This is a genomic window from Ruegeria sp. YTSA226, from assembly GCF_059609905.1.
Genome location: NZ_JBXWMQ010000007.1, coordinates 36,634 through 50,363, shown reverse-complemented (window position 1 = coordinate 50,363; position 13,730 = coordinate 36,634). Strand labels below are relative to the sequence as shown.

Below are 13,730 nucleotides of genomic sequence, written 5' to 3'. Positions count from 1 at the left end.
CATGACCCATCAAGAACAACATGCCACAAATCAATATATGCGTCTTTCTCGAATATTAGTTTCGGTTTATTCTGATCTTGGTCGATATGAGGCCTGAAATAGGTGCAGCCGATTCTTGAGTGGGCTTGTCTGCCATCAATATCCCCTAAGCGGCGCCATCTCAGACAGGGGCACAGATTTTATCCAGTCAGTCCTCAGATCCCAGTACAAGATCCTGCTTCAGGATGAAGTCCCCAAACGCGTCCGTCAGCGTTTGAAAGCGCGAGCGTTGCGAGACATAAAGATACACCTGCCTTTGATCTTCGAGATCAGCGATAGGACGGAAGACGATAGCCTCAGGAAGAGACCGTGCAACGGTTTGCGGCAAAACCGTCACCCATTCCTCGGTGCGCACCAATGCGATCAGTGAATGGGTGTTCTGAATGGTCACACCGGCCTTCGAAATCGCCGCGTGAAACCGCGGGGACTGAACCAAATCGCACAGAGCATTGCGTATGAAGGGGACCGAAGCCACCTGTTCGATGGTTGGCATCTCTGATTGCTGTGCCAGCGGGTGTGCAGCCGTGCAAACCACCCCAAACCTGTCTTCGAACAAGGGCGTGGCTGTGACCCCGTTTAGCGCAAGATACCCGGATGCAATACCGATATCCGCTTTTCCTTGCACAACTGCGTCCAGTACCTGCTGTGTATCGGTATCGCGGAGCTCGATCCTGATATCGGGGAAATGGCTATTCATGTGACTCAGCACCTTGGGAAAGGCAAGAGCCGCCACCGACGGCACAGACACGATCCGCAACAGCCCGTACTCTGCGCTGGCTATTGCCTCGATATCCTGAACTGTTTGATCGAACTGTCTGACCTGCTTCAAAGCCAAATCATGAACCTGCCGACCCACTTCTGACAGTCGGTTTTTGCGCTCTCCCTCGAACAGCTTCTTACCCAGGTGCTCCTCAAGCTGCTTCAGCGTCATCGACACCGCCGATTGCGTTCGCCCAAGACGGTCGGCGGCCTCGGTCAGATTACCAGTCTGCACAACCGTGCAAAAACTGCGCAGTGTTTCAATCTTGATCGCCATACTTCAGTTTTTCTGCAATTTGTTTCATTTAATTGAGTTTGACTGATGTTCGCCAAAAAATCCATCCTAGGTCAAATGAAATCGCACTGGGGCGTAACGTGACACAACTGAATCTGATTGCTGGCGAATGGCTGGCAGGTGAGTCTGAAATCGAAAACCGCAATCCTTCGGACCTGAGCGATCTGGTCGGCATGTTTGCACAGGCCAGCGCTGACCAGCTTGAGGCGACGCTGGATCAAGCCCGTGTTGCACAGGCTGAATGGGCCGCCTATGGCATCGAACGGAAGCAAGCTGTTCTGAACGCTATCGGTAATGAAATGATGGTCCGGGCCGAAGAACTGGGTACGCTCTTGGCGCGCGAAGAAGGCAAGCCGCTGGCCGAAGGCAAAGGCGAAGTGTTCCGCGCCGGGCAGTTCTTTACCTATTACGCAGCTGAATGCCTGCGTCAAATCGGTGAGAACGCGGATTCTGTGCGCCCCGATATCGAAGTAGACGTTCGCCGCGAAGCTGTCGGTGTTGTCGCCATCATCAGCCCATGGAACTTCCCTACCGCGACTGCCTCTTGGAAGATTGCTCCAGCACTGTGCTATGGCAACGCGGTTGTGTGGAAACCCGCCAACATCACCCCGGCATCCGCTGTCGCACTGACCGAAATCATCGAACGTCAGGACATCCCCAAAGGTCTGTTCAGTCTGGTCATGGGTTCGGGGCGCAGCATCGGGCAACGCCTGGTCGAAAGCCCCAAGGTCAATGCAATTTCCTTTACCGGGTCAGTCCCGGTCGGCAAGGGTATCGCAGCAGCCGCCATCCAGAACCTGACCAAAGTTCAGATGGAAATGGGATCAAAAAACGCGCTGGCAGTGATGGACGATGCCGATCTGGATCTGGCCGTTACTCTGGCATTGGGAGGAGCGTTTGGCGGCACCGGACAGAAGTGCACGGCGTCTTCGCGCCTTGTCGTGCATGCGGGTATCCATGACGCGTTTGTCGAAAAGCTGGTGGCCGGTGCGCAAGCGATGAAGGTCGGCCACGCGCTGGAGGAAGGCGTGCAGATGGGTCCCGTCGTCAGCCAACAGCAGCTGAGCGAAAACCTGGCCTATGTTGATCTGGGCAAATCCGAAGGGGCCGAGCTGGCCTGTGGCGGAACCCGGCTGGAGATGCCTCATGACGGGTTCTACATGTCGCCGGGCGTGTTTCTGAACACCAACAACGACATGCGCATCAACCGCGAAGAAATGTTCGCACCTCTGACCAGTGTCATCAAGGTTGGCAGCTATGACGAAGCGCTGAGCGTCGTCAACGACACCAACTTTGGCCTGACCTCGGGCATCGTGACCAAATCGCTGGCCCGCGCCACGCATTTCCGTCGCAATGCGCGCACTGGTGTTGTGACTGTGAACCTGCCCACTGCAGGCACCGACTACCACGTGCCTTTTGGCGGCCGCGGCGACAGCTCTTACGGGCCGCGCGAACAGGGTAAGGCTGCGGCCGAGTTCTATACCACGGTCAAAACCGCCTATATCAGCGCGGGCCCCGTGTGATGCGGATCGACGGGCTACAATATGCCAACTGGTCGGAAAAGATTTTCCGCCAACTGCGTGACGGGGGCGTGGACGCGATCCACGTCACCATCTCGTACCACGAGAACTTTCGCGAAACGGTTCTGAATTTCGAGAAATGGAACCGCTGGTTCGAACAAAACCCGGACCTGATCATGAAAGGGCGCTGGGCCAGCGATATCGATACGGCTCGTAAAACGGGCCGGACGGCTGTGTTCTTTGGCTTTCAGAACCCCTCGCCCATCGAAGACGATATCGGGCTGGTCGAAATCCTGCACGATCTTGGCGCCCGTTTCATGCAGCTGACCTATAACAACCAGTCCTTGCTGGCGACCGGCTGTTATGAGGCCGATGACACAGGCATAACCCGTATGGGCAAGCAGGTGATCAAAGAGATGAACCGCGTAGGTCTTGTAGTGGACATGAGCCATTCGGCGGACCGTTCCACCATCGAGGCCGCTGAATTGTCCGAGCGTCCCATAGCCATCACTCACGCGAACCCGTATGATTGGTCGCCCGCGCTGCGTAACAAGCGTGACGATGTCATTCGTGCGGTGACGGAAAATGGCGGGATGCTTGGCTTTTCGGTTTATCCCCACCATCTGAAAGATAAATCCGATTGCACGCTGGACAGTTTTTGCGAGATGATCGCACGCGCCGCCGACAAATACGGCGCGCAGCATCTGGGGATCGGCACAGACCTGTGTCAGGATCAACCCGACAGCATTGTGGAATGGATGCGGGTTGGCCGCTGGACCAAGGAAATCGACTATGGCGAGGGATCCGCTTCGGCTCCAGGCTTTCCGCCCATGCCGGGCTGGTTTCAGGACAACCGAGATTTTGGGAACATCGAACAAGGGTTACGCGCGACCGGCCTGAACGATGACGAAGTGGCCGGGATCATGGGCAGGAATTGGTATCAGTTCTTCGCCGAGAACTTCGTCCCACAAGGGTAACACTATGTATACACGCGTGCAGACTGAAAATGTCAGACGTGATCCCGCGATGGTCATGCGGCTGTCGCGGCTGGGCTCGCTGCATCAATGCCGTCTCAGCTTTATGCGGCAACTGACCCGCCGTATGGCGCAGGAAAACTGGAGTTTTTCCCGACCTGCGTTCGAGATTGACGAACACGGCGTTGGCCATGCGGTCTATACCGCGCAAGGCCCTGATCACGCATATTCTCTGGTGGCGTTTGCCCATGATCTGCCGCCCGAAAAACGCTCGGACCGGGTCATCGCCGAGGCCTGGGATGCCACCTTCGCGCTATTTGACGGCATTCCGACGGCGGATGATATTCACCGCCTGTCGCAAAACGTACCAGTGCAAGAGGCCGGGCGCGTCAGCGAGTCAGAACTGTCATTGTCGCGCGCCAACCGGTCAGTCCGCCTGTGGGCACATGTGGTCGACCGTCTGGCCGCTGGTCAACAACCCGATCTGGAACAGATTTATCAGGTTGGCTACCTGATGCGGACAACCGCCGTGTATGGTTCCGGCAAGTTTGGGGCTGCAGATCGCGAGAAAACAGCCAGTCGCCCCGAGGTCAACGGCCCGTTCCAGACCGAGATGTTGTCGGTCTACCTGACCCGGACCTTTGTGCGCGATCTGGTGCAGCATATGGCCCAAGTGAAGGGCGGCGATCAAACCGCGCAGTTAGATCCGCAGATCGCCAGTTGGCTCGGCATTGGCAATTCCACAGGTCTGGGCATGGCCCCGTTCATCGTCAACCATCCGATCTTGTTCAATAACTGGATCATGGCGCGAGAGGAGGCCATCGCCCGGGTACGGTCGCTCTTGACCGCCTCGGAAGATGAGGCCCGTCAATTCCGTGGCATCTATGATCGTAGCAAACTCTCGATGTCCTGGTGGCAGTCTGAGCATCCGGTTCAGCGCGATAAGCTGGCGGCGCTCAACAACGATCTGCAGGCAATCTCTGGGTATCTGGACAGGGATGATCTGACGCAGAACCAACCCTGGGATCGGTTGATCCTGTGGTCGCAATCCGCGCTGAGCGAGGAGGGCCAGGAACTGCTCGCCTCGCTTATCCTTGAGCCCTATGGCGAATTGGTCGATGGGCTGAGCTGTTGTATGGCCGACAGCAATTCAAGTGCCCATGTGATTGATGGATCAATGTCGGTAGGCGCTGCGCGCGATCTGATCAGTAACAGTTTTGGCTGGGCCTTGGATCTGGATTGGAACGCAGCGGAAAACTGTGCGCGGGCCTGGTATGTCTCCGAGGAGAAGCTGGAGCCGCGACTGGGTGAGCGCTTTGAGGAACCGATAGCCGGTTACGAACAGCCCCTTGCCCCGGCCCGTGACGCCGCGATGGCGTATAAGGCGCTTGCCGAATGGGATACTCGCTCCTCCGTTGCAGAGTTTCTGCTGCGCCATCCTGAACATCGCCACACCCTGCGCCGCGCTCAAATGAGCCGAGTAGCCCCCTATGGTGAAATCCACGACAACACGATTAGCGCCACTGTCCTGCCTATCGACATGCTGCGGGCCAAGCTGTCGTTTTTTGGGGCAACCCATTTTGACCCCCGTTCGGACCGCTGGGTGCGGATCTGCATGTACTCCGGCGCACCATATCCTGATGAGCTAACGCCGGAAAATGCCGATCTGTGGGTTTATCCGGAGTTGCCGCAATGACCTATTCACTGAACGAGATCGAAGCCACCTCTAAACGCGCTGCCCGAGGGGCAGGGTATGCCTGGGGTCTGGCAGAAGAGGCCGCCAAAGCCACACGCTGGTTGTGCGGGCATGGGCTGGACGGGACGGCAGAGCTGGCCCACCTGCTGGACTTGGGTTTGGCTGCGGCGCCGGCAGATCACAGACCAGATGCGATGCAGGGCCCATGGCAGGGCAAGGGCGCTTTGTGCCCTCTGGCCACTGGCACCTTGCTGTCGGATTGTGCCGAACAGCTGCGCGCCGGACCGGTTGAGATGGCCAACATTGCAATCCCTGCCCTGTTACTGCCCTTTGCTGCCTATGCGGCACGTGAACTCAAGGGCTGTGTGGTGCTTGATTGTGATGGGCATCTGGCGGCATGTGATGGGTATTCCGTGTCGACCCCAGATACCTTACCCGCCCAGGCGCGCAGGGTGGTGGTTTCGCTGGGGGAACAGCGCACAGGCCCCAGCCCACATCAGACCCGCGCCGCCCCGACTGATCAGGCTTGGGCAACGCTGAATCGCTTTGCCCACCGCACCTATGCCCCCGCAACCGAGGAATCCCGCCTGCTGGGTGCAGGGGCCGGGCTTTCTGATAATGACTGATGAGGTACTGATTTGACCGAGACCCGGACCCTTACTCTGAACGAAATCGAAGACCTGTCGTTTCGCGCGCTTGTTGCTGCGGGGACTTCGCCGGAAAACGCCCGCCCGCTGGCGGTTGCGACCGCGGCAACCGAGGCGGACGGCGTGGCAAGCCATGGACTGGCCTATATCCCGATCTATTGTGAGCATGTCCAATGTGGCAAGGTCGACGGGCTTGCCAAACCGGTCATGACACGGCCCAAGCCAGGTGTAGTTACCGTAGATGCCGCAACCGGATTTGCCCATTCAGCCATCGATCTCGGGTATGAGACGCTGATCACCGCTGCGCGCGAACAGGGCGTTGCCGTGCTGAGCATCTGCAACAGCTATAACTGCGGCGTGCTGGGCTATCACACCTATCGTCTGGCACAGGCCGGGCTTGTCGGGCTTGGTTTTACCAACGCGCCAGCCTCGATCGCGCCATCGGGTGGCGCAAAGCCGGTTGTAGGGACCAACCCCTTTTCCGTTGCCGTACCCGGTACAGATGGGCAACCCGCCCTGCTGATCGATCAAAGCGCCAGCACAATCGCCAAGAGCGAGGTCATGAAACATGCCAGAGAAGGAAGGCCGATCCCCGTTGGGTGGGCATTGGACGCCGAGGGCAACCCGACCACTGATCCCAATGTGGGCCTCAAGGGCTCCATGGCACCTTCTGGTGGGTACAAGGGCGTCGGTGTGGCCCTTCTGACCGAAGTTATGGCGGCCGCTCTTACAGGGGCCACTCTGGGCATCAACGCCTCGCCCTTTTCAGGAACCGCTGGCGGCCCGCCCAAGACCGGACAGTTTTTCATTGCGATCGACCCTGTGGCGACATCGTCGTCGGGTGGCTTTGCTCAGGGCATCGAGGAACTCGTCGACGCCATTCGATCGCAAGACGATGCACATTTGCCTGGCGATGGCCGACGCGCAAAACGCGTCGCATCGGCCACACAAGGCGTGGCTGTAAATATTGCGACCCTTGAAAAGATCGAGGCCATCTTGGGATAAGCCGGTTTTCTTAGCCCGCAATCAGATTCTTTCTGGTTCGGGCACCCTTACCCAAACCTTCTGACCCAGCACCAATTTTCAGAACGGCTTCCAAGCCTTTAGCCAAAATTCGACCCGGGCGCAGCAGGCTCATTTTTCGTATTTCATGCTTTAGCGCAGAAAAACCGGGTTGACTCAAATCGCACTCCATATTTAGTTCGGTAACAGAACGAATAAATGGAATCGACGTGGCAACGCAGACGAAAATCTCTCGACGAATGTCTCAAAGTGCGGTCGTTCAGGCGATTGCGACCTATGGGCCCATTTCGCGCGCCAGCGTGTCGAAGCTGACCGGTCTTTCGAAACAGACAATCTCGGAAATTGTCGGAAACCTAGAAAGCGATGGCTGGGTGCGGACAGTCGGTCAGACCGAGGGGCATGTCGGACGCCGCGCTGTGGTATATGAGATCGCTCCGGATGCGGCAACGGTCGCCAGCGTCGATCTGGGTGGAACAAAGATCAGGGTCGCACTATGCGATCTGACCGGTCGCGTTCTGGCCGAGCGCGTAGAGCCGACAGAACAAAGCGGCGGCAGACAAGTGGTCGATCAGGTTGCCCGTATGGTTCGCGCAACCGCAGACGACCCCCAATGCCCGTCAGGCGAATTGAAAATAGCTGTCGTCGGTGTCCCAGGCGTGCCGGACAGCAGGACCGGCGCGGTCCTGATGGCGCCTAACATAACCGGGCTGGATCAGATTGATCTTGCTGGCACTTTGAACGAACGGCTTGGGATAGAAATCCTTGTCGAAAATGATGTCAACCTTGCCGCTCTGGGCGAGCATTGGATGGATCATCGAAGCGACCACGATGATCTGGTCTTCGTTTCCGTCGGAACCGGAATTGGTGCAGGAATCGTCGTCGGAGGTATTTTGCTGCGTGGCGCATCTGGTGCAGCTGGCGAAATAGGTTTTCTTCCCTTTGGTGCCGATCCGATTGCAAAGGAAAGCCATACTATAGGCGCACTGGAACGCGTAACCGCCACCGATGCAATCATTGGCGAATACAGGATGCTTACGGGCAAAACTTGCTCAGTTCCTGCGATCTTTGAGGCTGCCAACAACGGCGACAAAGCAGCCGAGCAAACGCTGGACAATGTCGCTTATCAGATCGCGCGGGCTTCGGCGTCGATTGTAGCGGTTCTTGATCCGTCCCTTATCGTGATGGGGGGCTCTATCGGCGCGCGTGACGAGTTGATGCACCGGATCAGACGCTTTGCCGCCCAGTGCTACCCCCGTGAAATAGAGATCCAGCCCTCAAAGCTGGGGCCGCATGCTGCCCTTGCCGGAGGTGTGTCTATAGCCCTGTCGCATTTACATATCTCTCTTTTCGCCGAGGGTCAGAAAGGTGCCGAGATCAACGTACCACCTCCAGCGCTCGATACCTTCAAGGCAAGTATGTCATGACCGCTAAGGCTCTTTCAGAACGCTTGCGTCAAGAACAGGATGCTGATGCAGACCTGACTCTGTTGCGCAATGCCCTGTCCATCGAAAGCGTGACGGGCAATGAAACACGTTTTGCGCGTTTTCTGGACCAGCAACTTATGGCCCTGGGGCTGAATACCGGACGGGGCTGTTTCGCGGGTGAACGCGAAAATGTCTGGGGAATTGCTTCTGTGGAGGGTCCCAACCTCATGATTTTGGGCCATACGGATACGGTGCATATCCGGGGCTGGGAGGAATACTGGGAAGACGATGCACGCAAAAATCCATTCGGCGCGACCGAAAAGGACGGGCACATCTGGTCACGTGGGGCAAGCGACCTCAAGGGTGGGATTTGCGCTGCGATTGCCGGGTATCGCCTGCTGCAAAAACTTGGCGTTATGCCTTCAGCCAGTCTGACCTTTGCCTTCATCGGTGACGAAGAAAGCGGTGAACCTGACAGCGGCGTTAGCGCCGGGGCGAAAGATCTGGTTGGACGTATCAAGTCCGACGAAATCCCCCGTCCTGATTTCGCGATCTATGTCGAGCCAACGAGTTTGGACATTTATTCCGCCCAGATCGGGTTCTTTATCGCCGAGATCACGATAACTGGAAAAACAGCTTATTTCGGCCGACCCGAATTGGGGGTCGATGCATTGAAAGCAACGCATACGCTTCTGTCGAAAATCTGGGATCATGAAAAAGAACTGAACGCGGGCCCGCGTCATGACCTTGTCGGTGCCTCTTCTGTTCTGGTGACGCATATCGATGGCGGCGGGTTTATCGCAGTGCCCGGAGAATGCAGGCTCTCGCTGATCCGGAAACTTAGACCTGGCGAAATGCTTGATGTTGCAGTGGCAGCATTGGAATCAGCGCTTGGCCTGGATCACCTACCCACGGGCATAGAGGTGTGCATCGACTACCCAGCCGGTCGTGATCATCCCAAGGGCGGCTCACCAGTTGAAAACGACCCCGATACTGAGGCGGTTCGCCTGTTGCAGAACTGTGTACAGCAAACTCTGTCCCGAAAAGTAGAAATCGGCGGCGCGCCCTACTGGTCTGAGATGCCATTTTTAACAGAACAGATCGGCTGTCCAACCGTTTACTGCGCACCGGGGGATATCGCCGTGGCGCATACTTTTGAAGAACGAATTGAGGTCGAAGAATACCTCGCCGCCGTCCGGGCCTTTGCGCTTTTCATAGCGCAGTTCGGTGCGTCGGACACGCTCGCAATGCATCCAACCTGAGGAGGACAAACATGTCACTTGTTAGAAGCACATTTGCCGCTACCGCGATGTTCGCGCTGGCGGGCAGCTTATACGCCGAAACCATCGGTCCAGCGGGGGAAAGTGCCACCCCTTCATCAATGGTTGTTGTCGCTGATGATGATGTCGAAAAGGTGAAAGAGGCTGGATATTCCGCTGCTTTGCTGTGGCATGACCAATCCGACTTTGTGAATGCGGTAACAGCAGGTGCCAGCGATGAATTTGCGCGTCTGGGGATAGAGGTTGTTGCCGTGACAAGCGCAGGATTTGATGCTGCAAAACAACGTAGCGATATCGAGACGGTCATGGCCAAATCGCCCAATATCATTCTGTCGCTTCCTCTGGACCCGGTGACCTCTGCCGCAGCGTTTGCAGAGGCAAAAGAGGCCGGAGTTGCCCTAAGTTTCCTCTCGAACCTGCCGGCCGGCTACAAGCACCCGGACGACTATGCGGCAATCGTGACGGATGATCTGTTTCAGATGGGCAAACAAGCGGCGGATGCGCTTGCGGCTGCCATGGGCAATGAAGGAACAGTTGGATGGATTTATCACGACGCAGATTATTATGTGACCAATCAGCGCGACAACGCTTTCAAGACCACGATTGAGAACGACTATCCGAACATCACAATCGTTGCAGAACAAGGCATTTCTGATCCTGCGCGCGCCGAAGATATTGCCAATGCTATGCTGCTGAAAAACCCAGACCTGGGTGGAATCTACGTAACCTGGGCTGGTCCGGCAGAGGGTATTCTTGCAGCGCTGCGGACGAACGGAAACACCTCGACCAAGATCGTGACATTGGATCTGTCAGAGCCGATTGCCCTTGATATGGTTCAGGGTGGGAATGTCGCGGCGATTGTTGCCGATGAAGCCTATGAACTGGGGCGTGCAATGGCCGCCAGTGCCGTGCTCGACCTGCTGGGCGAGGACGTACCATCCTTTGTTGTAGCCCCTGCATTGACAGTGACAGCGGACAACGTTGCCGATGGATGGCAAAACTCGCTGAATATTGATGCACCAGCCAGTCTGACATCGAAGTAGAGACCTGATGGGCAGGTCGCCTCTGGCGACCTGCCGCAACCGGATATTCCCAGAGGCATCCATGGAACAGGCTTTTCAACGTATGCGCGACTTGGATCTACAGCGCTGCGTCATTTATTTCGGCTTTCTTGCGATCTTTCTGTTTTTTGGGATCACTCTCTACGATGACGGGTTTCTGACCAGTCGGAATCTGACAAATATCGTCCTTCAGACAGCCCCAGCCACGATCATGGCCATCGGATTGGTCTTTGCCCTGTCAGCCGGAGAGATCGACCTGAGTTTTGGCTCTGTCGTTGCAGTTGCAGCCCTCTCGGCAGCTGTTGCGATGCAGAACGGCCCTATGATCCTGGGTGTCGCAGCGGGGCTTGGCGCAGGCATTCTGATCGGCGCATTCAATGGTGCATTGGTGGCCTATCTGCGGTTGCCATCATTTCTGGTGACCTTGGCCACCATGGGGTTATTTGCCGGAATTGCGCGTTCAATGACCGATCTGCGATCCATTCCTGTCGTTAACGGGACTTTCAACGGGGTCTTCGGCTCGGGCAAGCTGTTTGGTGTACCTTCACTTGTCATCTGGACCGTGATTGCAGTGCTGATTGGCCATGTCATCTACCGACACACACGTTTTGGCGCACACGTTCTGGCCGTTGGGGACAATGCCCGCGCAGCCCAAGTCTCTGGCATCAGGGTTCCCCGTATCCGGCTGTTGGTTCTGACCTTGTGCGGCGCAACCGCTGGGCTGGCTGGTTTGCTCTATGCCGGGCGTATTCAAGCCGCCAAATATACAATGGGCGAAAGCGATCTGATGACGGTCATTGCCGCTGTCATCGTAGGTGGCACTGCGCTTAATGGCGGCAAGGGATCCATAATAGGTGCGCTTTTGGGCTCGCTCATGATGGGAATGCTGAATAACGGGCTGATCCTGATGGGGCTTCAGGTCTCGGACCAGATGATCGTACGCGGGCTGATCATACTGATCGCCGTAGCAATTTCACTCCGCGAAATCCGCCGATAGACACCGGAGCAACCCAATGTTTCTTGATCTTCTCATACGTCGCAACCCCAAGTTCATCGAGGCCGCCATGGCCTTGCATCAACAAGGGAAGATCCCCGCAAACGCCTATGTGCTTGACCTGGATGCCGTCGAACGCAACGCGCGCCTTTTCTCTGATGTGGCCCGTGGGCATGGCCTTACAACTTTTGCCATGACCAAACAGGTGGGTCGCCATTCCGGCTTTTGTCAGGCGGTCATGCGCGGTGGCATCAGCCGGTCCGTCGCCGTGGATATGGCCTGCGCCTTGGCATGTGACCGCGCTGGCTTAAGGACAGGTCATTTGGGTCACCTTGTACAGGTGCCCCGCCAAGAAGCTCTCTTCGCCGCAGCCAAACTACGCCCGGACTATTGGACGGTATTCTCGGACAACAAGGCAAAAGAGGCGGCGGACGCCTCTGCTCGGGCCGAGAGAGAACAGGCACTGATGGCGCGCATCCAGACCGAAGGGGATACGTTCTATCGTGGCCACGAGGGAGGATTTGACGCGAATGATATCCTGGCGGTGGCCGACCGTTTGGATGCGCTGCAGGGCGGGCGCTTTGCAGGCATTACAACCTTTCCCGCCCTGCTTTTCGACCAGGATGCCCGCAAGGTTGTGCCGACCCCAAACCTCCACACGCTCAACATGGCTGCAGAAGCTCTGGCGCGTGCTGGGCGTACGGAGATCGAAATCAATGCCCCCGGAACGACATCTTCAGCTGTTCTTCCAGCATTAGCCGAAGCCGGGGCCACGCAGGTTGAACCGGGCAATGGCCTACATGGCACGACGCCTCTCCATGCGGTAGAAGACCTTCCTGAGGATCCCGCCGTACTTTACCTTTCCGAGGTCTCGCACCATCACGGCGGGAAAGCCTATTGCTTTGGCGGCGGGCTCTATATCGATCCGGTTTTCCCGAAATACCAGGTTCGGGCGCTGGTCAGCAGCAGCCCGACAATCAGCCGGTCAGCCCTGCGAAATGTCGAAATTCCTGATTATTCCGCAATAGATTACTACGCCATGATCGACAGCGACAGCGATCAAAACCCCGCACCAGGCGACACGGTTGTCTTCGGTTTCCGTGGGCAGGCCTTTGTGACCCGCGCTTTGGTTGCCGGGATAAAAGGCGTAGACAGCGGAATGCCAGAGCTTACCTCAATCGAAAACGGCTTTGGCGACCACGTCAGCTGGCCGGGAGCCTTTGCGCAATGACTCCGGTTCTTTCCCTCAAGCAAATCCACAAATCTTTTGGCGGAGTGGTCGCGATCCAGAATTTTTCACTGGACCTCTACCCCGGTGAAATCGTGGCTCTGGTCGGTGATAATGGCGCGGGTAAATCCACGCTCGTCAAGATCATCTCTGGCGTGCATCGACCAACCAGCGGTGAGATCGCGCTTGACGGCGAAGAAGTCGGTTTTTCGGATGCAAGCGCGGCTCGATCACATGGTATTGAAGTGGTCTATCAGGACCTCGCATTGGCTGACGAACAGCCGGTTTATATGAACATGTTTCTGGGCCGCGAACTGACGCGCAAACCTTTTGGACTGCTCGATAAAGCACGCATGCGTGCCGAAACCCAAAGCCTTGTTGATCAGCTTGACGTGCGCATCCCCTCTGAGCGCGCAGCCATACGTGATTTGAGCGGAGGCCAAAGACAGGGCATTGCTATCGCGCGCGCAACCCATTGGGCCAGCAAATTGATCCTTCTGGATGAACCCACTGCAGCACTTGGCGTTGCAGAGACTGCGAAGGTTGAGGACCTTGTCGCGTCACTTAAGGATCGCAATCTGGCAATCTTGATCATCAGCCATTCCCTGGATCAGGTTTTTCGTCTTGCCGACCGCATCTGTATTTTACGCCGGGGTGAACAGATAGGCGTCAGGACAACTGCCGAGACCGACAAGAACGAAATTGTCGCCATGATCACCGGTGTTCATAGTTGATGGCGCAAAGCGCAGCCGTGTCCCCATCTTTACGAAGGGGCCCTTTGGCTCGATCG

General features: G+C 56.9%; 12 protein-coding genes. 11 read left to right on the top strand and 1 reads right to left on the bottom strand.

Annotated features, from left to right (window positions below; translation table 11 throughout):
• Positions 1 to 187 precede the first annotated feature (187 nt).
• A complete protein-coding gene (locus AC2FFF_RS11625) occupies positions 188 to 1,075 on the bottom strand; it encodes a LysR family transcriptional regulator (RefSeq protein WP_142637763.1) in 888 nt (295 codons plus the stop codon).
• Between the two features lie 98 nt (positions 1,076 to 1,173).
• Here AC2FFF_RS11625 and AC2FFF_RS11620 point away from each other — a divergent pair, with 98 nt between their 5' ends.
• The 11 genes from AC2FFF_RS11620 (at position 1,174) to AC2FFF_RS11570 (ending at position 13,674) form a co-directional block, all read left to right on the top strand.
• On the top strand, positions 1,174 to 2,616 hold the full coding sequence (locus tag AC2FFF_RS11620; RefSeq protein ID WP_271949981.1) for an aldehyde dehydrogenase family protein: 1,443 nt from the start codon (positions 1,174 to 1,176) through the stop codon (positions 2,614 to 2,616).
• Positions 2,616 to 3,590, top strand: a complete 975-nt coding sequence (locus tag AC2FFF_RS11615; protein WP_281973181.1) for a membrane dipeptidase — start codon at positions 2,616 to 2,618, stop codon at positions 3,588 to 3,590. The genes AC2FFF_RS11620 and AC2FFF_RS11615 overlap by 1 nt, the downstream gene beginning before the upstream one ends.
• A 4-nt stretch (positions 3,591 to 3,594) precedes the next feature.
• The gene (locus tag AC2FFF_RS11610; RefSeq protein ID WP_496729084.1) at positions 3,595 to 5,283 is read left to right on the top strand and encodes a hypothetical protein; all 1,689 of its coding nucleotides are present in this window, start codon (positions 3,595 to 3,597) and stop codon (positions 5,281 to 5,283) included.
• Complete coding sequence (locus AC2FFF_RS11605; RefSeq protein ID WP_142637755.1) at positions 5,280 to 5,909, top strand: DUF3726 domain-containing protein; 630 nt, start codon at positions 5,280 to 5,282, stop codon at positions 5,907 to 5,909. Before AC2FFF_RS11610 ends, AC2FFF_RS11605 begins: the two co-directional genes overlap by 4 nt.
• Before the next feature lie 12 nt (positions 5,910 to 5,921).
• Positions 5,922 to 6,935, top strand: a complete 1,014-nt coding sequence (locus tag AC2FFF_RS11600; protein ID WP_281973183.1) for an Ldh family oxidoreductase — start codon at positions 5,922 to 5,924, stop codon at positions 6,933 to 6,935.
• A 257-nt stretch (positions 6,936 to 7,192) separates the two neighbouring features.
• On the top strand, positions 7,193 to 8,377 hold the full coding sequence (locus AC2FFF_RS11595) for an ROK family transcriptional regulator (protein WP_281973184.1): 1,185 nt from the start codon (positions 7,193 to 7,195) through the stop codon (positions 8,375 to 8,377).
• A complete protein-coding gene (locus tag AC2FFF_RS11590) occupies positions 8,374 to 9,639 on the top strand; it encodes a M20 family metallopeptidase (protein WP_281973185.1) in 1,266 nt (421 codons plus the stop codon). The genes AC2FFF_RS11595 and AC2FFF_RS11590 overlap by 4 nt, the downstream gene beginning before the upstream one ends.
• A gap of 11 nt (positions 9,640 to 9,650) precedes the next feature.
• Complete coding sequence (locus tag AC2FFF_RS11585) at positions 9,651 to 10,700, top strand: substrate-binding domain-containing protein (protein ID WP_496882947.1); 1,050 nt, start codon at positions 9,651 to 9,653, stop codon at positions 10,698 to 10,700.
• 61 nt (positions 10,701 to 10,761) lie between these two features.
• Entirely contained in the window at positions 10,762 to 11,715 is a 954-nt protein-coding gene (locus tag AC2FFF_RS11580) for an ABC transporter permease (RefSeq protein ID WP_496750847.1), read from the top strand.
• A 16-nt stretch (positions 11,716 to 11,731) separates the two neighbouring features.
• The gene (locus AC2FFF_RS11575) at positions 11,732 to 12,943 is read left to right on the top strand and encodes an alanine racemase (protein ID WP_142637745.1); all 1,212 of its coding nucleotides are present in this window, start codon (positions 11,732 to 11,734) and stop codon (positions 12,941 to 12,943) included.
• Positions 12,940 to 13,674 carry an ATP-binding cassette domain-containing protein gene (locus AC2FFF_RS11570; RefSeq protein WP_271949965.1) on the top strand — a complete coding sequence of 245 codons (735 nt, stop codon included), beginning with the start codon at positions 12,940 to 12,942 and terminating at the stop codon, positions 13,672 to 13,674. The genes AC2FFF_RS11575 and AC2FFF_RS11570 overlap by 4 nt, the downstream gene beginning before the upstream one ends.
• Positions 13,675 to 13,730: the final 56 nt, after the last annotated feature.

Coding starts and splice junctions, on each gene's coding strand:
- AC2FFF_RS11615 (WP_281973181.1), top strand. CDS start 2,616: ATGCGGATCGACGGGCTACAATATGCCAACTGGTCGGAAAAGATTTTC.
- AC2FFF_RS11605 (WP_142637755.1), top strand. CDS start 5,280: ATGACCTATTCACTGAACGAGATCGAAGCCACCTCTAAACGCGCTGCC.
- AC2FFF_RS11585 (WP_496882947.1), top strand. CDS start 9,651: ATGTCACTTGTTAGAAGCACATTTGCCGCTACCGCGATGTTCGCGCTG.
- AC2FFF_RS11595 (WP_281973184.1), top strand. CDS start 7,193: ATGTCTCAAAGTGCGGTCGTTCAGGCGATTGCGACCTATGGGCCCATT.
- AC2FFF_RS11610 (WP_496729084.1), top strand. CDS start 3,595: ATGTATACACGCGTGCAGACTGAAAATGTCAGACGTGATCCCGCGATG.
- AC2FFF_RS11575 (WP_142637745.1), top strand. CDS start 11,732: ATGTTTCTTGATCTTCTCATACGTCGCAACCCCAAGTTCATCGAGGCC.
- AC2FFF_RS11580 (WP_496750847.1), top strand. CDS start 10,762: ATGGAACAGGCTTTTCAACGTATGCGCGACTTGGATCTACAGCGCTGC.
- AC2FFF_RS11590 (WP_281973185.1), top strand. CDS start 8,374: ATGACCGCTAAGGCTCTTTCAGAACGCTTGCGTCAAGAACAGGATGCT.
- AC2FFF_RS11625 (WP_142637763.1), bottom strand. CDS start 1,075: ATGGCGATCAAGATTGAAACACTGCGCAGTTTTTGCACGGTTGTGCAG.
- AC2FFF_RS11570 (WP_271949965.1), top strand. CDS start 12,940: ATGACTCCGGTTCTTTCCCTCAAGCAAATCCACAAATCTTTTGGCGGA.